A 20,085-nucleotide genomic window follows, 5' to 3' on the forward strand; every position below is an offset into this window, starting at 1 on the left:
TGTACGGCATTGTGTGTGTCAGTGGCATTTGGGCCAATAATTTGCCGACAAAATTGAAAAAGCTTGGAAATAATAATCTGTCTCCTACGACATGGTCTTTGCAACTCATCAAGTATAGCGTTTGTTTTTTCACTTCGTCGGTGTGAGATTGACGTGTAATCAGTGTGTTTAAAATGGCGCTAAATTAAGGTGCTGATGAATCGCACACTTTGGGTCGCTATCATATACCAGCGTGGCATAAAAATTAAGTTACTCGACCTTTTAAATTGGCAATTTATTTTGTGATGGATTGAAATTTACTAAAAGATGAATGTGGATCCTCACTTACTTGAATCTCTTTTACTTTGGGAACACATTCAAGATGGTAGGCCGCAACAGCCCATTTTAGCATTTCTTCGACCGTTGCAGACAAAAGCGCAGCTTCGGGGTTTAAGCCTAAAAAGCGAAAGGCATCAAAAAGCGCAGGCTTAGGTGCTGTTTTTGAAATGGCAGGGGCATAATTTTGTTTTGATAATTTAAAGCCCGGCTTTGCCACTGCTAAGGGCAGGTGAGCGTATTGTGGTGCTGTTTGGTTAAGTTGTTTAAATAAACTAAGTTGTCGTGCCGTGGGTTCTAATAAGTCGGCACCACGCACAACATGACTAATATTTTGAGCAATATCATCGACCACAACAACTAGTTGATAAGCAAATAAACCGTCACTACGCTTGATAAGGTAATCTTCTTTGGCTAAAGCTTGGTCAACTTCTACCTTTCCCTGAATGAGATCGCTGTAGTGGCTAGTGGCAAATTGCTGGGATAATCGAAGTGCCGAATTTACGAAGGAATGACCTTTTAACTTACACTGGCCTTGGTATATACCACCCATTGCTTTAACTTGTTTGCGGGTACAATGGCAAGCATAAACTAAACCTTGAGCAATAAGTTGCTCCAAGACGGATTGATATTCTTGTAGGCGGTTAGTTTGGTAGATGACACGTTCATCCCAATGCAGACCATAAGCTTCTAATGTACGTAAAATATCATCACTAGCGCCAGGGACAACACGTGTTGTGTCAATATCTTCAATACGAACTAACCATTTACCCTGATTAACTTTCGCATCAAGAAAACTTCCCACAGCCGCTATTAATGAGCCAAAGTGTAAGGGCCCAGACGGGGATGGCGCAAAACGGCCACGATATATACGCGCTTGCGTATTAACGGCTGTGGTAGACATGGGTTAATTTAAAAATAATTAACCGCGGCCTGATTGTTTTTCTTTTATTTCTGCAAGTGTTTTGCAGTCAACACATAGATCAGCAGTTGGACGTGCTTCTAAACGACGAATGCCAATCTCGATACCACATGATTCACAGAAACCAAAGTCATCTTCTTTGATTAATTGAATTGTTTTTTCAATTTTCTTGATCAGTTTACGCTCACGGTCACGAGTACGAAGCTCTAATGAAAATTCTTCTTCTTGTGCAGCGCGATCAACTGGATCTGGAAAGTTAGCAGCTTCATCTTGCATGTGCGATTTAGTACGGTCTACTTCGTTACGTAAATCGTTACGCCAAGCTTCTAAAATTTTTTTGAAATGAGCACGTTGTGCATCATTCATATACTCTTCACCTGGCTGTTCCTGATACGGCTCTAACCCGGCCTGAGCCAATAACCCTAGTCTTTTTTGGTCTGGCATAACTTTCTCCTAAATCCTTAATATATTGCCCAGCGTTAGCCGGCGGCTATAAATAGCAGAAACGACAGGTTGAGGCAAATTTATTTTTAATTAATCCTGTGTGCCTAAACCAAGAAGTGAATGAAAAAGTAATTACTTGGTTTGATTAACGCTTGCTGCTAGTCAATTTTTTATAAACTTGCCTAGTAATATGGGCAAAAAAAAATAATACAACTTAAAAACTATGTTCGTTTAAAAACTTCTTTGGTGTTGTTTGATACCAGCGCTTAAATGCTCTTTGTAGCGCGCTTTGTTCTGAAAACCCTAACTTATTGCTGACTTCAAGCACTGAAAAACCTTGTAGTAGCATTTGTTTTGCGTGCTGCTTCCTTTGTATGTCAATTATTTTTGAAAAGCTTAATTGTTGGTGAGTTAAGTAACGTTGTAAGGTGCGCTTTTTAAAGCCAAGTTGATGTGCTGCTTGTTCAACTGTTGGAATATAGGGGAATTGGCTGGCGATAAATGCATTTAATTCGTTAATGTAATCAGTATGCGGGGTAACGTCACCTGCTTGAGAGAGTAAAATCTGCTCAAGCTCTGGGTTAGGAGACAGTAAAGGGCTGCTAAGAAGTTTCTCATCAAAAATCAGGCAGTTTATGGCAGCATTAAACTCGATAGGGCAATTAAAAGTATGTTGATAAGTTTGCATACACAAAGGTGAAGGAGGCTTTCTGGTAAGCTGTACCTTTTCGAGTGCAAGCTCTGCGTTTTGCTGGCAGCAATGCTTAGCAAAGGATAACCAGCTACTGAATAACTCATCAACCATGTAGTGATTTATTGTCTCTTTTGCATGCCAGCTAAGTCGGCATTGTTGGTTTTTATGTACTAATTCAATTTGGCCAATATTTCTCACTAAAGAATTTAGCTTTTGCGCGTGCTGTAGTGCTTTTTCAAGGTTTTGACTGACAAGTGCAACATGACCAAGTAATCCCCAATTTTGTGCCTTCAGAGATTGGCCAAATAACAGGCCAATATGCTCTTTACTAAGCTGAGTATCTGCAAAGCACATTAACGATTCATAGTCAGAAACAGGGAACCGATAGCAAGTATCATCTAAATAATGAGCTCGCCCTGCCAGTAATGAGTTTAGCTTTTCTGATTCAAGTCCTTGACGCTGAAGAAAATAGAACAACGAGCGAATTATTTGACTACTGACATAAAACATAGGATTTCATTTTTTATTATTAGAAATATTAAGCTGCATGAGTTGGCGCGCAAAGTCAATATATTGCGTAGAGAGTCAAGATTTAGTGAATTAATTAAGGCAAGCTGGTCAATGGATACAATAACCATAATAAGGATGCACAATGAAACTCCACCCTTTAGTATTCAGTATTGCCGCAGCATTACTCACTGTAGGTTGCAATTCTGATAGCAATAATGATGTTACAGAACCACCTGTCACGACAACCCCAGAACCTGAAGAGGTTGTAAAGGTGGCTATTCCGAACTTTGCCGAAAATAGTGTACTTGAGGCCAATATCCGTTGGACAAGTTACGGTGTGCCGCATATTACGGCAACAAACCTTGAGAGCTTGGCATTTGGTAGTGGCTATGCATATGCCAAAGATCATGCTTGTTTATTGATGGATCAAATCATTAAAACTCGCGGCGAACGTGCCAAATATTATGGCCCTGACCAAGTCGCAGGTAGCGGCGACTCTAAACACTTAATTTCTGATTTTGGTTACAAAGCATTAGGGGTTAATGAATACGCATTACAGCATTATGGTGAGCTGGATGAAACCAGCCGTGCTCACTTTGAGGGATTTGTGCAAGGCTTTAATAAATATGTCAATGACACTGGGGCTGCGAATCTAGCGCCTGAATGTGCGTCAGCACCTTGGGTGATAAGCTTAACCGCACAAGATATGCTGGCATATTCAATGGCAACTGTGCAGTTGGCAAGTTCAGCAAACTTTTTAGAGCTCGCATTTTTTGCAAATCCTGGTGACGGTGATGAGTATTTGCCTGTGCCAAGTAGCAATGCGCCAAGTGCTGTTTCCAGTTTGGTTAAAAATGTCAATCAACAAGCAAAGCAATTTAAATTAGACAAAAAATTTAAGCATTTAGGTTCTAATGGTTGGGGTTTGGGTAAAGAGATGATGGCCAATGGCAAAGGTGGATTATTAGCAAACCCTCACTTTCCCCATGAAGGAAATCTACGTTTTTGGCAGTCACATTTAACCGTACCCGGTGCAATGAATGTGATGGGAGGGAGTTTGCAGGGTATGCCGGGGGTGATTAATATCGGTTTTAATGAACATGTTGCATGGACACATACCTTCTCAACAGCACGTCACTTTTTAATTTATCAACTGGCATTAAATGAAGATGATCGTATGAGTTACCGTGTTGAAGATGAGCAGCATACGATAACCAGTAAAACAATTTCAGTTGAGGTTGCCATTGGCCCCAACACGACCATTGAGCTTCAAAAACCATTTTATTACAGCCACCATGGTTTGATGTTGGAAACACCCGCCGCTAATGGTTTAGGCTGGAATGATAGCCAAGCATTTACGATTAAAGATGCGAATGAATTTAACATGGATGTGGTTGCTCAGTGGTCTGCGCTTAATCAGGCGGTGAGTCTTGATGATATGAAAGAGTCGTTCGCTAAGTTTGATGGGGTGTCATTCAACAACACCATGGCGGCAGATAAAGCAGGGAATGTATTTTATGTGGATGACAGTACCGTTCTCAAATTAGATGACACAGCCAATTTAGCCATCCGTCTGCAACCTGAACTTGTGGCCTTAAGAGAATCAACTGGATTTGATTTAGTGCCTGGAAATATGAAGCTATTTGAAAGTCAGGGTAAGGTGCCATTTACCGAAGCTCCTCAGCTTACCCGCACCGACTATGTACAAAATTCAAATGATAGTTATTGGGTTACAAACCTAAACGAGCCACTTGTTGGCTTTGCGGCTCAGTATGGTGACGTTCATAAACCACTCTCATTACGTACGCGGATGGGTCTAAAACTATTGCAAGATGGAGGTGGCGAAGATGCGAAGTTCACTCTTGATGAATTAGAGCAAGCACTGATAGGCAACCGTATTTATTTAGGCGAACTTGTATTTGCAGATCTTGCTATGCAGTGTCAGGCACAAGGTGATGTACCTGTACAGATTACAAGCGATGTTGCGGTTGATGTAAGCCCTGCTTGCGATATTTTATCGAACTGGAATGGGGCTATGAATTTAGAGACTCAGGGGGCAGCATTAATTCGTGAATTTGCTCACTTGTTTAATCCGTCTGCTCATTTATACACTAATTTTGATGTTACAGACCCTGCAAATACTCCCCATACTTTACGCCAAGACAAAGTTGCATTAAAAGTATTGGCGCACGCGATGCTTAATTTACAGTCAAATGGTATCTCATTAACAGATACTTTAGCGGATTTGCAGTTCGTCGAAAAATCATTGGCTGGTGGTCATGCTTCGGGTGAACAATTGCCATGGGCTGGGCCGATGCATGTTGAAGGAGGGTTCAATGTCTTTCGGTTTGACAGAAGTAATCTAACTCGTTCTACATTAATTCCTTATGCAGACTATCAAACATTACCTGATGCAATAACGGGTAAGCCTTTGGCTTCTAATTTATCATCACAAGGTTACCCAGTGAACTATGGTTCAAGTTGGATGTTTGTGATGAACTTTACTGAAGATGGGCCGGTTGCAAAAGGATTACTGACTATGTCGCAAAGTTCTGACTCACGTTCAGAGCATTTTGATGATCAAAGTCGTTATTATTCACAAACGGCCAAGTTGAGGCCTCTATTTTACAAAGAGGCTGATATTGCACTTAACTTAATTGATGAAATAGATATTTCAATGACTAAGCAATAAATGGAATTTGCTCGGTCAGTGTAATAGCACTGGCCGAGATATCAGCTTTATAAGCATACACCTCAACACCGCAATCAATGGCTTGTGTTAATAACGAACAATACGTTTCATCAATATGCTTGGCACCACTGACTTGGCTAATTCCTTCGTGTAGCACAGCAAAAAGTAATACGGCGCGATGCCCTTGTTGCACCATTTCGATAAGTTCTCTGATATGTTTTTGGCCACGAACTGTTTGCGCATCGGGAAAATAGCCTTGTCCTGATTGAGGGTTATCTTCACTTAGTAATGTCACCGATTTTACTTCAACGTAGCAATTTGCTTTGTCATTAGCGGTGAGTAAAAAATCGATACGACTGTTCTCTTGCCCATATTTTACTTCAGCTTGAATTGTGCTGTAGTCGCAAAGCTCTTTTATTACATTATGTGTTAATGCTTCATGCACCACTTGATTGGCTATTGCGGTATTAACGCAAATTAACTGTCCGAAATGATTTTTAGTAAGCTGTAAAGAGTGTGGGTATTTTCGTTTTTTGTTATCACTGGTTGAGTAATAAGCGCTAAACCCAGACTCAGCACAACCAGTCATCTTTCCTGTATTGGCACAGTGAGCGGTAAATTGCTCGCCAGTTTCTAGCTCAAGATCCGCTAAAAAACGTTTATAGCGTTTGAGCAATTTAGCAGATTGTAAAGGTGGTAAAAAATGCATAATTTTGTTTTGATTAAACGCGTTCGTTCATTGTAAATGAATAGCGACATAGAATGCACCCTTAGTCTGTTTAGTAAAGGTTATTTATCGCAAGCGGTTGGGATGTCGCGTTCGCTGTAGTAAACTCGATAAACAATTTTCAGCGCAAAGAGTATTCTAACATGTCGGAAAAATTTTTAGTTCAACTTAGCGAGCAGGGTGCTGCCGCGCATTGGGGTGAAAAAGCCTCTCTTTCTTTTACTGAACAAGGCGCAACCGTTCATTTAACTGAGCAAGATACACTTAAAAACGTACAAAAAGCAGCGCGTACGTTAGCGAATCAAGGCTTAAAGAATGTTGCTCTAACGGGTGATGTTTGGTGCACTGAAACACAATGGGCTTTTTATCAAGGCTTTGTATCGCCAAAAAATTTAGATGCAGTTGAGTTTGCCGAAAACGCAAAAACAGATAGCAATGAACTGGCTGCATTAACAAAATCAGCGACATGGGCTCGCCAAATGATCAATGGTACTGCCGATGATATTTTTCCTGAAAGCTTGGCAGGTAAAGCGGCTGAGTTTATTCAGTCATTAGCGCCTGAGCACGTTAGTTACCAAATCATTAAAGGTGATGCACTTTTAGAACATCAATGGATAGGTATTCACGCTGTAGGTCGTGGTAGTGAGCGTCCACCTGTATTATTAGAGCTAGATTACAACCCAACGGGCGACGACAATGCCCCTGTTGATGCTGCTCTTGTGGGTAAAGGGATCACATTCGATTCGGGTGGTTATTCAATTAAAGCAAGCGAGGGCATGCTTGGTATGAAGTGCGATATGGGCGGTGCGGCGACGGTTACTGCTGGTTTAGCGCTTGCTATTAGTCGTGGTGTGAATAAACGCATTAAGCTGTTCTTATGTTGTGCTGAAAACTTAATTTCAGGTCATGCTTATAAATTAGGTGATATTCTTACTTATAAAAATGGCACAACAGTTGAAATTGTTAATACAGATGCTGAGGGGCGTTTAGTACTCGCTGATGGCTTAATGGCTGCGGGTGAAACTGGCGCACCATTAATCATTGATGCGGCAACGTTAACAGGGGCTGCACTTGTGGCTGTTGGTCAAGAGTACAATGCGTTATTTGGCCTTGATAAAGACTTTGTGCGTGAAGTACAAGATTTTGCAGAGCAAGAAATGGAAGCTGCATGGCCACTTCCTCTTGAAAAGTGGCACCAACAAAACTGCCCATCGCCTTATGCTGATACAGCAAATAGTCGCCCACAAAAAGGCGGCGGTTATGGCGGTGCGTCAAATGCTGCTGGCTTCTTATCGCGCTTTGTTCCTAACGATGGTAAAGGGTGGGTGCACATTGACCTTGCTGCAGCATTTAATATGGGCAGCACGAGTGAGTGGGCCGCGGGTGCTACAACGCAAGGTATGCGTACGGTTGCTAGAACGTTGCTTGAAAAAGCTTAATTGAGTACTACGCATAGTAAATTACCAAAAGCGCCTTTATTAGGCGCTTTTTTGTTTTTTAATGTGATTTACAAACTGATACAAGATTTTTGGCATCATTTAGTATAAAATCTCGCCCCACATTTTCTCATCAGGTGGTTAGTTTAAATTTCATTAACTACACTTGAATGATCAATTCACACTGGGGTCTCTATTTATGTCAGATAAGTGCTATATCACTGCGCAGCAGTTACTTGAAGATTCGTTTCGCGTTGCTGCAAAAGTTTATGAAGATGGTTTTCGTCCTGATTTCATCATTGGTATTTGGCGTGGTGGTGCTCCTATCGGTATCGCAGTACAAGAGTACTATGATTACAAAGGCATAGAGACAGATCATATTGCTGTGCGTACATCGTCTTATTACGGTATTAATCAGCAGTCAAAAGAAATTAAAGTACACGGTTTGCATTACATCATCGAAAATGCCAATGCAGATGATTCGTTGTTGATTGTTGATGATGTATTTGACTCTGGACGTAGTATTTTCGCTTTAAAAGAAAAACTTTCTGAATTAATGCGCTTGAATCTGCCACGCGATATTCGTGTTGCTTGCCCATATTACAAGCCTAAAAACTCAAAAGTAGATATGGTGCCTGAGTATTATATTCATGAGTCTGATGAGTGGTTAGTTTTCCCTCATGAGCTATCAGGTTTAACGCCAGATGAAATTATTGAAGGCAAGTCAGACTTAGCAAATATCCAAGACTTATTATTAAATAAGTAAATTGCTACTTAAATAAAGTGAGTATGTAGGCACATACTCACAATTGTGAAAAGCTATCAACATAGTTGCTTAGCTTTTCTATATCAACAACCTTAAGTCCTTGGTTGCTTCTTACTATCAATCCTTTTTCTACCAGCTCTGTCACTACGCGGCGATAAGCACGTTCAGTGGTTGCGAAGCGTTCAGCCTCTGCATTAACCGTAGGGTAGGCACGTAGCAGTGTTGGATTATTATTCTCAGCCCTTAATAAACAGTCTTTTGCTATGTTGTAACTCAGTGGCAATAGGAGTTTATCGAGATTAATTTTCTGATTCTCTTGAAACTTAGCGGCGATAGTTTGTGCTGTGTACAAGCTGAGTTCTGGCTTTTCTAGCAACAGTGAGCGCCAATGTTTTAGCTCGATTAAGTTATAACTTACATCGCTAAAGCAGGTCACGGTGTAAATACAAGGTAAGTTATTTAGTGCCTCGATCTCGCCAATTAAGGTGTTATTACAATCAAGCTGGCCGAGTAATAGTCTACGCCCATTACCCACGTCATAACTGAGCGACACCGTTCCGCTTCTGACTAACACGAGTTTAGACAGTGGTTGATCTTGATGGATCAGCACTTCTTTTTTTGCTTGTTGGTATCGACTTCCTGCAAAAGTAAGTAATTGCTCAACTAGATAACTTGAAAAATGATATTGAAACATTAACGCCGCTCTTCGGACAATTGTCCTATTTATTACACCTTAATGACGCTAGCATTAAGATTCTAAGAATTCACGCTAACTTGCTAGCGAGGCCATGCCTTGCTTGTACCTTCATTTCCCGTGTTAATGATTTTAAGCAAAGTATTTACTGTGCTTTAATAAGGTTTTTAGTAAGTTAGCTTTTTTATTTTCATTGTTAAAGTAGCAATGAGTAAGTCAAAAAAAATGACAAGCTCTAATGCTAACCTAAAGCCTAGGAGAGAACAATTGAGTTGGGAATATTTAGGCTATTTAGCGTCTGCCTTGTTGGTCGCTTCTTTAACAATGAGTGATGTGGTTAAGCTGCGTTGGTTTAATTTGGCTGGATGTATTGCATTTACTTGTTACGGTATAGCGATTGATGCCATTCCTGTTGCATTCACAAATGGACTTCTGACGTTTGTAAATATCTACCATATTATTAAATTAAAGCGTCAGTCATCGACTGACGCTAAATAGTGACCATTTAGTTTTCTTGTTGATATTTTAGTTCGCCACCAATCCATGTTTGCTTTACCTTGATGTCATGAATCTGTGATACCGGAACAGTAAAGTAGTCTTTGTTTATTAAAATAAAGTCAGCCCATTTACCTTGCTCTAAACTGCCTAATTTAAACTCTTGATGAGCAGCATAAGCGCCGCCTAAAGTGAACGCTCGTAAAGCTTCATCTCTCGATAATAGTTCTTTTGGTCGCCAACCACCTTTTGGTAACTGGTTGTGATCCATGCGAGTAATGGCTGAATATAAACCATCGAATGGGTCAGCTAGTTCTACAGGAAAGTCAGAACCCGCAGCCACAATTGAGCCTTGATCTAAAAATGTTTTCCAAGCATACGCACCGGTAAGCTGTTTATCGGTCAAGCGTTGTTCAGCCATATGCATATCAGACGTGGCATGCACAGGTTGCATTGAGGGAATGATTTTTAGTGATTTGAAGCGAACAATATCGTCGGGCGTAACAATCTGCGCATGCTCAATACGGTTACGTAATAAAATTCCCCCAGATTTTTTAAACACTTTTTCGTAGGCATCTAATACGATATGGTTCGCTTTATCACCAATAGCATGGGTATTCGCACTAAAACCATTTTCAAAACTTAAGGTGAAAAGCTGTTCGAGTTTTTGTTGTGTTTCAAGCATTAAGCCATGATAATTTTTACGATCAGCATATTCATCAATTAATGCAGCACCACGGCTCCCTAGCGCACCATCGGCGTATACTTTTACGCTTCTAATTGACATGTAGTCATGCATATCTTTATAGCGACCCGCTTTTAACATGGTGTCTAGTTTCGGGTCGCTTGCGCTTAACATAGCAACAATTCTCAGCGGTAGAGTGCCTTGCTCTGCACGTTCTTTGTAAACTTGCCACGTATCATAATCAATACCCGCATCGTGGGTTGATGTAATGCCTAAGCTAAGCAAATGTTTACCTGCATTATCTAAAGCAGTATTAATGCTAGCGTGGCTTGCTTTTGGTACATGCTGAGTTATTAGTGTTTCGGCTTTATCAATGAAGACACCTGAAGCTAGTCCTGAATCCAGTTTTAATATTTCACCACCGGCAGGAGAGCGAGTGTCTTTTTCGATACCAGCAAGTGCCATGGCTTTCGAATTAACCCACACTGCATGGCCATCAACTCGAGACAGTATCACAGGCTTATCTTTTACATAGCGGTCTAAGTCTGCTGCCGTAGGAAATTGTGCGCCTGGCCATTGCTCTTGGTTCCAGCCACGACCAATGATCCAGCCTTGTTTATCTTTCGCAAATTCTGCGAGCTTCTTTCCGACCTCATCAACTGATCGGGTATTTCTAACATCCAGTTGCGATAGGTTGTTACCAAGGCCAATAACATGGCCATGGGCATCAATAAGGCCGGGTAGCAAAGTCGCCTGCTCACCATCAAAGGCTGTTGCATCAGGATAGCTGGCTTTTAAGGAGTCATTACCTGTTTTAACCACCTTGCCATCTTTGATGACCAATGTTGAAAACTGTTTGGTATCCCCTTTATAGGTCGGTGTGTAGCCATTGACGTTATAGATAACCGTTGTGTTTGCAAAACAGGATAGTGATGCTGATGCGAGTAAGCCGATGATGAATTTCATAATTGTCTTGTTTTTATTGATTTATAAAAACAGTATCAGAGTTGTAATAAACTGCAACTACTTGAACAAAAATGACAGGGGAAGGGTGCTTGGCACACCCTTAATTTATTTGCTAGCGTAAACTTCAAACTCTGCGAGTGATAACTTGTTATCTTTGTCTTTATCGTAACTTTGAAAACGAGACCAAAGTGCTGGGTCTCGTGCTGATTCAGAGCGACTTAAGTAGCCGTCATCATTGCGATCAAGTTGTTTAAACTTCTCACCAATACTGCCAGAGGCTAAGCTCATAGTACTAAAAAGAAAACATGAAACTAAGCTGGTGATGGTTAATCTTGTCATTGTTTGTTAGCTCTTACTTGTTAAATAATTTTTAAACTCAAGGAGTGATATGCGCTTGTCATTATCTGTATCCCACTGACTTATACGCTTTTTAAGATGAGGCTGAGGCGTAAGTTCGTCAGGGCTTAAATAGCCATCTTTATTCTTGTCGAGATGATTAAAACGTTGTTTTACATCTAATGCAAAGCTATTAAAGCTAAAAGTCATAAGGATTAGTGAAATAACTGAGACTATTTTCATACTGCGCTCCTTGTTAGTGAAAGTGCTTGCCATAATTTAATTCCCAAAATTAAATCCGTTTACACACTCCCTCAGGGATTATGGCAAACACTTTAAGTCGTTAAAGTTTGAATTTCTCAAACTCTTGCTCTGATAAAACCTGATCGTCATTTTTATCTAGATCAGCAAATTGCTTCAGTAAGTCATCATGTTGTGTGGCTTCTGTAAGCGAAATTTCACCATCGGCATTCGTATCAAATTTAGCGAAACGTACGTCCATTTGTGATGCTAAAACGGTTGCGCTGATCACTAAAAACATCAGCGAGAAAGCGGCAATAAGTTGTTTCATTACAATCTCCTATTGAACAAACAATTGAAATTCTGAAAAAGAAATTTGGCCATCTTGATTCGTATCAATTTGTGAAAAGTTGTCGTGTAACAACGCGTCTTCCGATGCCTCTGATTCACTTAAAGTGCCGTTACTGTCTTTGTCCAGTTCTTTAAAAGAATCATTTAAGTTAAGGGCATACGTGGTTGTTGAAATACAACACACAACCGTCAGCATAGTAAGGGCCAATTTCTTCATTTTAATTCCTAAGAAAATTAATTATTTACTCTAATACAAAAACAATGCCAAAGTTAAAAGTTGTTGATTATCATGTTGTTATGTGTTTTTTAGCGTGTGTCGGTAGAAATTCTTACATGGTTTTGTGTCTTTTTTGCAACGGGAAAATAAATTTTTAAATTTAACCTTTTAAAATCAGTTGTTTAGTTTGTCTCCAAATTGCAACGATATTGATTTTTTAGTGAAAATAGTGCTGAATTTCAGATAAAATTCAGCCAGTGTATAACTTAACTCATAGATAATTTATACCTGTCACACCTTGAAGGAAACCTATGCAAAGGCAAGCTAGCAATAAGTTTAAACATCTACTCGATTGGCGTCCCAATTTAATCGGGCAATTTGTGTTTAGTACTCTTTTATCATTATTGCCTTTATCTTTGGTTGTGATCCTATTTTTAAATGCGCTCAACAAGCAGCTTGCTGTCACACAAAAAATAGTGAGCGATAACTACTTAGTAACCAAAACATTTAATAGTCTTAAGCAGGACCTAAATAGCCTTGAGAGAGCAACAAGGCAAAACTGGGTGTTGAAAAGTGAATCACTTGACACCTTAATTGCAAATAAATGGCAGTCATCTTTGCAAAGCATTGATGAACTAATTTTTTTGAGTCCCTCACCTGATTACGTTAACCAATGGCAGCAGCTAGCCGATGTGTTGAGTTTTGCTCAGCAACACTTGGTACATGAACAAAAACAAGATGGTGAGCTGTTTGCACCAGCCAGTAAACTGATTGCAGAGCAAACGGTGTGGCTACGTGATCAGAATGAATTACGCATCACGAAAAACCAACAACATTTAAAAACCTTACAAGCGTCATTTATAAATTGGCTATTGGCATTGATCCCTATTACTTTGCTGGTGAGTGGCGGGTTTTTATGGCGGATCAGTGGGCGTTTACGCGAATTGACATCTGTTATCGATAAACTGGGACAAGGTCATTGGCAACAAAATATTTCTGTTAAAGGTTCTTCTGAGCTTATTGAGTTAGGCAATAAGTTACAATGGGTACAAGCACAACTTCATATGCTTGAGCAGCAAAAAGATACATTCTTACGCCATGTTACACATGAATTAAAAACCCCATTGGCTTCTATGGTTGAAGGAACAGATCTCCTCGCTGATGAAATTGTGGGGCCTATCAATGCAGAGCAGCAAGCTGTATTAGAGCTTATTACACAAAGTATGGCGCGGTTACGCATTATGATTGAAAGCCTTTTAAATTATAATGCAATTCGCACCAGTAAGGAGAGCATCACCGAATTAGACTTTTCGGTGATGATGGGCAAAATAGAGCGACATTTTGAACATCGCCTCATAGCGCGAGATCAATCGTTGCTTTGGTTAAATGAATTACCTAGCCGCTCTCTTTATATTTCAACGGAATTATTAGAAATGATTTTAGTGCAGCTTATTTCCAACGCATTAAAATTTTCACCAGAAAAAGAAGCAGTTACCATTAAGGTGACATTTAAACACAGTAAGCTTATGGTGTCGGTGAGCGATCTTGGCATTGGTGTTGATGAATCCGAAAAAATGTCTATTTTTGGTGCATTTTATCAAGGTAAAAATGCCAAAAGCCAAGCTGAGATGGGCAGTGGCTTAGGACTTACTATTGTGAAAGAAACAGTTGAACAACTAAACGGTGAGCTAAAGCTCGAAGACAATGACCCCCATGGCTGCTGTTTTACCGTAATATTACCAATTCAATTAACCCAGGGAGTTAACTGATATGGGCTTAGCTAATAAAGCCAGTTTTATGATGATTGCTGCACTAATGCTCTCGGGCTGTTCGTTGCTAGAAACTAAGCCCGTAACAGAGCAAGCGCAGCAAGTAGTTAATAAAAAACATGTAACACCCGAAGAGGGAGAGCCTAATCCCAAGCCGCGTCCGAAAAGTGAGCCGATGTATCCACCTGCAAATATTGTTATTGCTTGGCATGCCCAGCAATGTGGAGGCTATAAGAGCACACATAAAAAAGTAAGTTATGTAGGTGAAAAAGAAATCAAAGCGTTGTTTAAATCACTGTGTTTAGAGAGCGAAGCAAATCCAGAAAAAACGTTGGCTTTACTAGACAAAACAGACCAAGCTTACTATTGGCCAGATGATATAAAGCAGTACCTTTGGCTTCAAAAGCAAAGTGTTAAGCAGCATTTAAAAGCGAAACAAGCAAAGCAAGCATTAACCGAAAAAATGGAAAAAACATTGTCGTCACTGGCTACGATTGAGCAGCAACTTCTTCTTCGCGAAGAGACTAAGGAGCAGTAAGTATGAATGAAGTAAGTAAACCTCGCGTGTTACTAGTGGATGATGACGCGAGTTTATTAAAGCTGTTAGCAATAAGAATCGAGTCTAAAGGCTATCAAGTGAGTACTGCTGAAAGTGGCATTGTGGCTCTTCAAGAGCTTAAAAATAAAACCTACGACGCGGTAATTACCGATTTAAGAATGGACGAAATGGACGGAATGGCGCTGCATCGTCAGTTGCAAAGCCGCTACCCATCTATGCCTGTCATTATGATGACAGCGCATGGTTCGATTCCAGATGCAGTCGAGGCGACAAAGCAGGGAATTTTTGCATTTATCACAAAGCCCGTTGATAAAGATGAGTTATTTGACAGCTTAGCAAAAGCAATAGAGATCCATGGAGTGCATGGCGAAGAAGCGCCAACTCAAACCAATATCGTGACGCGAAGCGGGGCGATGCTGCATTTACTTGAACAGGTTAAGCTACTAGGGCCGACACAGGTTAACGTACTCATATCTGGTGCCAGTGGCACAGGTAAAGAACTACTTGCGCAAGCGATCCATCAGCATAGTCACGTTAGTGACGGTCCATTCGTGGCGATTAACTGCGGTGCAGTACCCGGTGAGCTACTAGAGTCGGAATTATTCGGGCATAAAAAAGGCGCGTTTACAGGGGCTGTGAAAGATCATCAAGGTTTATTTCAGCAAGCACAAGGCGGCACACTGTTTTTAGATGAAATTGGTGATATGCCACTGAACTTACAAGTGAAGTTATTACGCGTATTACAAGAGAAAACGATTCGCCCTGTTGGCTTCCAAGAAGAAATTCCAATTGATGTCAGAGTTGTATCTGCCACCCATAAAAACCTTCCCGAAGCGATAAATAACCAACAATTTAGGGAAGATCTTTATTATCGATTGAACGTTGTTAATTTAAAGCTACCACCTCTGTGTGAACGCCGTGAAGATATAAGCTTGTTGGCACAGCATTTTGCAGGGCAGATAGCAAGGCGCATGAATCAAGACGAAAAACGCTTTGCAAGCGATGCGATGCATGCGCTAGTGAGGTATGATTGGCCAGGTAATATTCGCCAACTACAAAACGTGATTGAACAAGTTGTAGCCTTGACGCCAGGCGGAGTTATTTCTGCTCAACTGGTGGAGTCTGCACTCAATAGTAATGTAAGTATTGCGGAACCACTTTCGCTGAATGATGCGAAAAAAGAGTTTGAACGAGATTATCTAATCAATACCTTAAAGATGGCAGCCGGCAATGTCGCAGAGGCCGCTAAGCTTGCAAAACGGAACCGTTCAGATTTTTATAAGTTAATAAAAAAACACAACATTAATGTCGAAAACTTAATGTAGAGCTAGCATAAGGAAAATTCATGTCGCTTTTTTTAGTCTACCTTGGTGGACGTATTCAAGGTTGCCACATAGAAATGCATGATGTGCGATTTGTTGTGGGAACTACGATTGAACAAACATACTCAAAATTAAAAGCACAGTGGGTCGGTGATAAAAACAATGTGCACATGGATAGTTACATGCAAATCCAGCACATTGATGGATACAAGGTAGAGGTTGTTGAAGAAGCGCATTCACAACCTGAAAAACTATATTTTGTGAATCTAGGTGCCTATCGTGCTGATAGGTTGGCAGAGCAGCATGATTTTGCACTTTATGTTGCACGCAGCAGTGAAGAAGCTAAACAACGTGCAAAAGAGTCTTTACTTGCAGGGTTAAGCCACCTTCATAAGGATGATTTATACGATGTCGATGATTGTTTCGCGATTGACTTGCTCGATAGTAACTTATCAATCAAATTAACCCCAAGCGGACAATCACAAGCAATGAAACCGGATTGGTTTGGTTATCACGTTTTATAAACTAATCCTGATTATCGCTTTTACTAGCAATTTTAAAGGCGATAATCACTAGGCCAAATAAAGCAAAAGGCAATGCCGCAAGTAAATACTCTACTGTATGATTGTCTTGATAATTTGGCTGAAGTAAGAAGTGTCCTACGACACAAAGTAGAATAGCGACGAATAAAACAGGTAGTAAGATCAGTTCTTTTTTTGGAGAGTGTTTTTTCATAACAAAGCGTCACATTGCAAAGGTGCGCTATTGTAATGAGCTAAGATTGATTAGGTCAAATAACTTGGTGACTTATATTGCGCTGCATCAATTTTTTTATTGGCCGCTTTTTTTACTGGCTTTTTAGGTTTTACTGGTTTGTCGGCTGTATCATTACAATTATACAGTCCCATAATAAACTCTATTTCCTCGCGTTGTAATCCAGACTGCATGATACCCCCCTCAATGTCGAATTTGCCATTTATACGACAAATACTAAGCAGTTGAAGCTGAATTATCGGTGAATAATGCGTCATTAAACTGTAATCATATGTAACACAAATTTGCTTATTTAATAGGCAGCTCCACAGTAAACACAACACCCGTGCCATCATCTAAATTTTCAGCGGCTACTTTACCGTGATGGTAATCGCAAATAAGCCTTACAATATAAAGACCTAAGCCTAAGTGAGGCTGCTGTTGATGGTGCTGACTTCTCACCGAGACCATTGAGTCGAAAATGTGTTCAACTAAACCGTCAGGTAGCAGAGGTCCTTGGTTGCTAATTTTTAATAATGCATGTTGCTCTTGCTTGATTAAGCTAACGGAAATTGTGCTTTGTGGAGTTTTAAACTCAAGTGCATTGTTGATGAGCTTATCAAGCAATTGGGCAATAAACTCTGGTGCGCCACTGACATTTAACGGCTCTTTACAAAGCGACAAGGTAAATAGACTTTCACCGTAGGTTATTTGATAGCCTTGCATGCAGCCGGTGATCACCTTGGTCAGATCAAATTCTTCAGCTTCGGCGCTTTGAATACTTTGTTCAAGACGCGTTGCTTCGCTCATGGTGGTAATAATTTTACCCAACCGCTCAACCCCTTCACTGGCACGGTCGAGATATTTTTGACTTAGTTCAGATTGTGGCTGCATTTGTAAGTTTTCAAGTGATGAGCGAACAACAGCCACAGGCGTGCGTAGTTCATGGGAAAGTCGTGATGACATATTTTCTAAGTAATCAGTATAACCACTTAAACGACTAACAATATTGGCAAAGCTACGAGAAAGGTCACCAATTTCATCATTCGAATCGGCATAGGTTATTTTGCCGGTGATCCGCCCTTGGGCATCAATGGCTTGTTCGGCATTATCACGCAGGCGGCGAATACGGCTGGAAATTCGTGACGCAAAAAAGAACAGTGTCACAGTGCCAACAAGCATCACCGCTAAAATGACATTAAAGAGCTTCTCTAGCGACTTATTACGCAGAGTGCGCACGCCATTGGTGGTTTCTTCTGCGATTACTGCACCAATCACTTTATCTTGGATCCAAATAGGGTAGGCGGCAGATAAAATAACGGCTTTGTTATCTGGGGTTAAACGCCATGATGATGCGGGTTTACCATTTAAAGCACTGGCTATGTGAGTGCCTTGCATCGCGGCGACATCATGTAAGGTATCAATAAATTCATTTTCTGGGCGAGTTAATATTTTATAGTAAAGAGGATGCAAATAATCTTGCTCAAAGCGTTGCCACCACGTTGTTGCAGGCGCATCTTTAAGGCCATCTGCCCAAACGCCATCAGCATGATGAATTGAGCCTGATTGCGCAAGTACACGATGATGGTTATCTACGACCCATATTCGACTACCACTGTGACCCATGCCTTTCAAAATACGGTTAATTTCTGGTGACGGCACTAAAACTGAGCCGATATCATTGGGGTTTTGTAGGTTTGAGGTCGACATAAGCTGAGGCTCAGCTTTGCCTTCATCCCAATCTTCAATCGCAAAACCGAGCTTGTTACCTAACATCGAAAGCGGAAAACGCAGCTCTATGTTATACCCCGTGTCGGTGCTTTTAAAATAGCCTTGGATTTTAGTAACCGGCTCTTGTGTTATAGCATCAAAGGCATTGACCCAACCATCTTGACGAGCAGCTACCACATAACGTTTAAATTCACCTTCAGGTGTTTTTAACATGATCTGTAAGTGATCATTGCGGGTAAAGCTAAGCACATTTTTAGCACGATATACAAGGGAACTGTCTGCGACTTTAAACACCGCATAAAGGTAGTTTTCGTATTTGCCTACCATGTGATCAAAACTTAGATCACTATCTTGATGATCATTATTTAACCCCTGTAAGTAGCGCTTGTCGTAATGCCAAAATAAGCTTTGATAAGGCTGCCACTCCGACAGTTTGCCATCAAGTTGAATGGGGTTATTTAGGTTGTAAGCATATAAGTCTCGGCCTTTTACCACTTGATCTAAAAAGTTGGTTTGCGAGTCAAACAAAGCAGGGCGCTCATGTAATGCGGTGGCGAGTGCACGGGTAGTGCCCACTAAGGTTTTTTCTTGTCCTTGCCTTAAGAACTTTTCCATTTCCCAAACATATTCATAGCCAAGCCAAGGCAATAAAAATAAAAAGCAGGATAAGAAAATAAACTTAGTTCTAAGCCCCAAACGCAGCATTAAGCTTGCTCCCAGCGATAACCCATACCGTAAACGGTATCAATGCAGTCAAATGCATCATCTAAAGCAATAAACTTTTTACGAATGCGTTTTACGTGTGAGGTAATAGTACTGTCATCAACATAAATTTTCGCATCACTCATTAATTCGTTGCGGCTTTTTACATGGCCTGGACGCTGTGCAAGTGAATGTACCATCCAAAATTCTGTCACAGTTAAATCAACCAGTTGCTCTTGCCAAAAAACCTGCATGCGCTGGGTATCTAACTTTAACGGGCCGCGATGTAAAAGAGCGGTTTGATCAGCGGGTTGATCAAAGGCATCAAGGCGTCTAAACAATGCGCCAATGCGAGCAGCAAGATGCGCCATGCTGATGTCTTTGGTTAAGTAATCGTCGGCACCCATGCGCAGGCCACACACGGTATCAATTTCGCTATCGCGGGCGGTTAAAAATATAATCGGTAAGGTTTTAGAAAGGCTGCGTAGGGTTTGGCAAAGTAAAAAACCACCATCTACTTCATGGCCAAGGCCAATATCAACAATGGCTAAATCTGGTAAAGATTGATTAAATGCCAGTTCAGCACTGGCTCTGTCAGCAAAGCCTACAACCTGATAGCCCTGAGCGCTGAGCATTTCTGTGTAGTTTTCGCGGATTGCTGTTTCATCTTCAACGATTGCTATTTTCTTCATTGTTAATACTTACTTAAATTCTTTCTACAGCGAACTATACCTAATTTTTTGCCTTGCGTACTGGCAA

At 40.7% G+C, this 20,085-nt stretch carries 22 protein-coding genes; 8 read left to right on the forward strand and 14 right to left on the reverse strand.

Translation table 11 applies throughout. The features are described from left to right. Positions 1-274: 274 nt before the first annotated feature. The 3 genes from gluQRS to L3V38_RS00160 all read right to left on the reverse strand — a co-directional run bounded on the left by gluQRS (position 275) and on the right by L3V38_RS00160 (position 2,885). On the reverse strand, positions 275-1,219 hold the full coding sequence (gene gluQRS, locus L3V38_RS00150; RefSeq protein ID WP_237118008.1) for a tRNA glutamyl-Q(34) synthetase GluQRS: 945 nt from the start codon (positions 1,217-1,219) through the stop codon (positions 275-277). 18 nt (positions 1,220-1,237) lie between these two features. Further along, on the reverse strand, positions 1,238-1,681 hold the full coding sequence (dksA, locus tag L3V38_RS00155; RefSeq protein WP_062569522.1) for an RNA polymerase-binding protein DksA: 444 nt from the start codon (positions 1,679-1,681) through the stop codon (positions 1,238-1,240). Positions 1,682-1,895: 214 nt separating this feature from the next. Continuing rightward, on the reverse strand, positions 1,896-2,885 hold the full coding sequence (locus tag L3V38_RS00160; protein WP_237118009.1) for an AraC family transcriptional regulator: 990 nt from the start codon (positions 2,883-2,885) through the stop codon (positions 1,896-1,898). A gap of 142 nt (positions 2,886-3,027) precedes the next feature. Here L3V38_RS00160 and L3V38_RS00165 point away from each other — a divergent pair, with 142 nt between their 5' ends. Beyond that, the gene (locus tag L3V38_RS00165; protein ID WP_237118010.1) at positions 3,028-5,577 is read left to right on the forward strand and encodes a penicillin acylase family protein; all 2,550 of its coding nucleotides are present in this window, start codon (positions 3,028-3,030) and stop codon (positions 5,575-5,577) included. Here the strand turns inward: L3V38_RS00165 and sfsA are convergent. Beyond that, a complete protein-coding gene (sfsA, locus tag L3V38_RS00170) occupies positions 5,567-6,286 on the reverse strand; it encodes a DNA/RNA nuclease SfsA (protein ID WP_237118011.1) in 720 nt (239 codons plus the stop codon). The genes L3V38_RS00165 and sfsA overlap by 11 nt on opposite strands. 161 nt (positions 6,287-6,447) lie before the next feature. Between sfsA and pepB the strand changes: the two genes are divergently transcribed. Together pepB and L3V38_RS00180 are read left to right on the forward strand one after the other, a co-directional pair. Beyond that, positions 6,448-7,743 (forward strand): aminopeptidase PepB, encoded by a 1,296-nt coding sequence (gene pepB / locus L3V38_RS00175; RefSeq protein WP_193987735.1) that lies wholly within the window; start codon positions 6,448-6,450, stop codon positions 7,741-7,743. Between the two features lie 196 nt (positions 7,744-7,939). Beyond that, positions 7,940-8,506 (forward strand): phosphoribosyltransferase family protein, encoded by a 567-nt coding sequence (locus L3V38_RS00180; RefSeq protein WP_130149573.1) that lies wholly within the window; start codon positions 7,940-7,942, stop codon positions 8,504-8,506. A gap of 37 nt (positions 8,507-8,543) precedes the next feature. On the opposite strand, the gene L3V38_RS00185 is transcribed toward L3V38_RS00180, so the two are convergent. Next, positions 8,544-9,200, reverse strand: a complete 657-nt coding sequence (locus tag L3V38_RS00185; protein WP_062569528.1) for a Crp/Fnr family transcriptional regulator — start codon at positions 9,198-9,200, stop codon at positions 8,544-8,546. Between the two features lie 267 nt (positions 9,201-9,467). Here L3V38_RS00185 and L3V38_RS00190 point away from each other — a divergent pair, with 267 nt between their 5' ends. After that, complete coding sequence (locus L3V38_RS00190; RefSeq protein WP_062570023.1) at positions 9,468-9,698, forward strand: YgjV family protein; 231 nt, start codon at positions 9,468-9,470, stop codon at positions 9,696-9,698. A 7-nt stretch (positions 9,699-9,705) separates the two neighbouring features. On the opposite strand, the gene L3V38_RS00195 is transcribed toward L3V38_RS00190, so the two are convergent. The 5 genes from L3V38_RS00195 to L3V38_RS00215 form a co-directional block, all read right to left on the reverse strand. Continuing rightward, positions 9,706-11,346: an amidohydrolase gene (locus tag L3V38_RS00195; RefSeq protein ID WP_237118012.1), complete on the reverse strand. Its 1,641-nt coding sequence runs from the start codon at positions 11,344-11,346 to the stop codon at positions 9,706-9,708. A gap of 105 nt (positions 11,347-11,451) precedes the next feature. Beyond that, complete coding sequence (locus L3V38_RS00200) at positions 11,452-11,685, reverse strand: EF-hand domain-containing protein (protein ID WP_062569530.1); 234 nt, start codon at positions 11,683-11,685, stop codon at positions 11,452-11,454. A gap of 6 nt (positions 11,686-11,691) precedes the next feature. Beyond that, positions 11,692-11,925 carry an EF-hand domain-containing protein gene (locus L3V38_RS00205; protein ID WP_130149575.1) on the reverse strand — a complete coding sequence of 78 codons (234 nt, stop codon included), beginning with the start codon at positions 11,923-11,925 and terminating at the stop codon, positions 11,692-11,694. A 100-nt stretch (positions 11,926-12,025) separates the two neighbouring features. Continuing rightward, a complete protein-coding gene (locus L3V38_RS00210) occupies positions 12,026-12,253 on the reverse strand; it encodes a hypothetical protein (protein WP_130149576.1) in 228 nt (75 codons plus the stop codon). A 9-nt stretch (positions 12,254-12,262) separates the two neighbouring features. Beyond that, positions 12,263-12,490, reverse strand: a complete 228-nt coding sequence (locus L3V38_RS00215) for an EF-hand domain-containing protein (protein WP_237118013.1) — start codon at positions 12,488-12,490, stop codon at positions 12,263-12,265. A 311-nt stretch (positions 12,491-12,801) separates the two neighbouring features. Between L3V38_RS00215 and L3V38_RS00220 the strand changes: the two genes are divergently transcribed. Genes L3V38_RS00220 through L3V38_RS00235 form a run of 4 tightly spaced genes read left to right on the forward strand, consistent with a single transcriptional unit; the run spans position 12,802 to position 16,664 of the window. Then, on the forward strand, positions 12,802-14,259 hold the full coding sequence (locus L3V38_RS00220) for a HAMP domain-containing sensor histidine kinase (protein ID WP_237118014.1): 1,458 nt from the start codon (positions 12,802-12,804) through the stop codon (positions 14,257-14,259). A gap of 1 nt (position 14,260) precedes the next feature. Continuing rightward, entirely contained in the window at positions 14,261-14,797 is a 537-nt protein-coding gene (locus L3V38_RS00225; RefSeq protein WP_237118015.1) for a hypothetical protein, read from the forward strand. A 2-nt stretch (positions 14,798-14,799) separates the two neighbouring features. Continuing rightward, the gene (locus L3V38_RS00230; protein WP_237118016.1) at positions 14,800-16,143 is read left to right on the forward strand and encodes a sigma 54-interacting transcriptional regulator; all 1,344 of its coding nucleotides are present in this window, start codon (positions 14,800-14,802) and stop codon (positions 16,141-16,143) included. 20 nt (positions 16,144-16,163) lie between these two features. Then, positions 16,164-16,664, forward strand: coding sequence for a DUF1543 domain-containing protein (locus L3V38_RS00235; protein ID WP_237118017.1), 501 nt, complete (start codon positions 16,164-16,166; stop codon positions 16,662-16,664). 1 nt (position 16,665) lies between these two features. On the opposite strand, the gene L3V38_RS00240 is transcribed toward L3V38_RS00235, so the two are convergent. The 4 genes from L3V38_RS00240 to pdsR form a co-directional block, all read right to left on the reverse strand. Then, complete coding sequence (locus L3V38_RS00240) at positions 16,666-16,875, reverse strand: hypothetical protein (protein ID WP_062569538.1); 210 nt, start codon at positions 16,873-16,875, stop codon at positions 16,666-16,668. 50 nt (positions 16,876-16,925) lie between these two features. Beyond that, positions 16,926-17,087 carry a hypothetical protein gene (locus tag L3V38_RS00245; protein WP_157066206.1) on the reverse strand — a complete coding sequence of 54 codons (162 nt, stop codon included), beginning with the start codon at positions 17,085-17,087 and terminating at the stop codon, positions 16,926-16,928. A gap of 115 nt (positions 17,088-17,202) precedes the next feature. Next, positions 17,203-19,329, reverse strand: coding sequence for a proteobacterial dedicated sortase system histidine kinase (pdsS, locus tag L3V38_RS00250; RefSeq protein WP_237118018.1), 2,127 nt, complete (start codon positions 19,327-19,329; stop codon positions 17,203-17,205). Further along, positions 19,329-20,018 carry a proteobacterial dedicated sortase system response regulator gene (gene pdsR / locus L3V38_RS00255; RefSeq protein ID WP_193987727.1) on the reverse strand — a complete coding sequence of 230 codons (690 nt, stop codon included), beginning with the start codon at positions 20,016-20,018 and terminating at the stop codon, positions 19,329-19,331. Before pdsR ends, pdsS begins: the two co-directional genes overlap by 1 nt. Between the last annotated feature and the right edge of the window lie 67 nt (positions 20,019-20,085).

The organism is Pseudoalteromonas sp. L1, from assembly GCF_021728095.1.
Lineage (GTDB): Bacteria > Pseudomonadota > Gammaproteobacteria > Enterobacterales > Alteromonadaceae > Pseudoalteromonas.

Excerpts from the sequence above, each read along its gene's own strand:
- gluQRS (WP_237118008.1), bottom strand. The coding sequence starts at position 1,219 with ATGTCTACCACAGCCGTTAATACGCAAGCGCGTATATATCGTGGCCGT.
- dksA (WP_062569522.1), bottom strand. The coding sequence starts at position 1,681 with ATGCCAGACCAAAAAAGACTAGGGTTATTGGCTCAGGCCGGGTTAGAG.
- L3V38_RS00160 (WP_237118009.1), bottom strand. The coding sequence starts at position 2,885 with ATGTTTTATGTCAGTAGTCAAATAATTCGCTCGTTGTTCTATTTTCTT.
- L3V38_RS00165 (WP_237118010.1), top strand. The coding sequence starts at position 3,028 with ATGAAACTCCACCCTTTAGTATTCAGTATTGCCGCAGCATTACTCACT.
- sfsA (WP_237118011.1), bottom strand. The coding sequence starts at position 6,286 with ATGCATTTTTTACCACCTTTACAATCTGCTAAATTGCTCAAACGCTAT.
- pepB (WP_193987735.1), top strand. The coding sequence starts at position 6,448 with ATGTCGGAAAAATTTTTAGTTCAACTTAGCGAGCAGGGTGCTGCCGCG.
- L3V38_RS00180 (WP_130149573.1), top strand. The coding sequence starts at position 7,940 with ATGTCAGATAAGTGCTATATCACTGCGCAGCAGTTACTTGAAGATTCG.
- L3V38_RS00185 (WP_062569528.1), bottom strand. The coding sequence starts at position 9,200 with ATGTTTCAATATCATTTTTCAAGTTATCTAGTTGAGCAATTACTTACT.
- L3V38_RS00195 (WP_237118012.1), bottom strand. The coding sequence starts at position 11,346 with ATGAAATTCATCATCGGCTTACTCGCATCAGCATCACTATCCTGTTTT.
- L3V38_RS00200 (WP_062569530.1), bottom strand. The coding sequence starts at position 11,685 with ATGACAAGATTAACCATCACCAGCTTAGTTTCATGTTTTCTTTTTAGT.
- L3V38_RS00205 (WP_130149575.1), bottom strand. The coding sequence starts at position 11,925 with ATGAAAATAGTCTCAGTTATTTCACTAATCCTTATGACTTTTAGCTTT.
- L3V38_RS00210 (WP_130149576.1), bottom strand. The coding sequence starts at position 12,253 with ATGAAACAACTTATTGCCGCTTTCTCGCTGATGTTTTTAGTGATCAGC.
- L3V38_RS00215 (WP_237118013.1), bottom strand. The coding sequence starts at position 12,490 with ATGAAGAAATTGGCCCTTACTATGCTGACGGTTGTGTGTTGTATTTCA.
- L3V38_RS00220 (WP_237118014.1), top strand. The coding sequence starts at position 12,802 with ATGCAAAGGCAAGCTAGCAATAAGTTTAAACATCTACTCGATTGGCGT.
- L3V38_RS00225 (WP_237118015.1), top strand. The coding sequence starts at position 14,261 with ATGGGCTTAGCTAATAAAGCCAGTTTTATGATGATTGCTGCACTAATG.
- L3V38_RS00230 (WP_237118016.1), top strand. The coding sequence starts at position 14,800 with ATGAATGAAGTAAGTAAACCTCGCGTGTTACTAGTGGATGATGACGCG.
- L3V38_RS00235 (WP_237118017.1), top strand. The coding sequence starts at position 16,164 with ATGTCGCTTTTTTTAGTCTACCTTGGTGGACGTATTCAAGGTTGCCAC.
- L3V38_RS00240 (WP_062569538.1), bottom strand. The coding sequence starts at position 16,875 with ATGAAAAAACACTCTCCAAAAAAAGAACTGATCTTACTACCTGTTTTA.
- L3V38_RS00245 (WP_157066206.1), bottom strand. The coding sequence starts at position 17,087 with ATGCAGTCTGGATTACAACGCGAGGAAATAGAGTTTATTATGGGACTG.
- pdsS (WP_237118018.1), bottom strand. The coding sequence starts at position 19,329 with ATGCTGCGTTTGGGGCTTAGAACTAAGTTTATTTTCTTATCCTGCTTT.
- pdsR (WP_193987727.1), bottom strand. The coding sequence starts at position 20,018 with ATGAAGAAAATAGCAATCGTTGAAGATGAAACAGCAATCCGCGAAAAC.